Source organism: Thauera sp. 63 (assembly GCF_000310165.2).
GTDB classification, from domain to species: Bacteria; Pseudomonadota; Gammaproteobacteria; order Burkholderiales; family Rhodocyclaceae; genus Thauera; species Thauera humireducens.
The window spans coordinates 1-209 of the sequence record NZ_AMXC01000099.1; the positions used below are offsets into that span (position 1 = coordinate 1).

A 209-nucleotide genomic window follows, 5' to 3' on the forward strand; every position below is an offset into this window, starting at 1 on the left:
GACGCCGTCATCGGGCCGCTGAACGTCGCCGCCGACTACGTCGACCGCATCGCCAAGGGCGCCATCCCGGCCCGGATCACCGACCCCTACAACGGTGACTTCAACACCCTCAAGAACAACCTCAACACCGCCATCGACGCCATCAACGCCCTGGTGGCCGACGCCGGCATGCTCTCGCGCGCCGCCGTCGAGGGCAAGCTGGCCACCCG

At 68.9% G+C, this 209-nt stretch carries 1 pseudogene; it reads left to right on the plus strand.

The features are described from left to right. Nucleotides 1-209, plus strand: a pseudogene (locus tag C664_RS20125) (methyl-accepting chemotaxis protein); the annotation flags it as partial.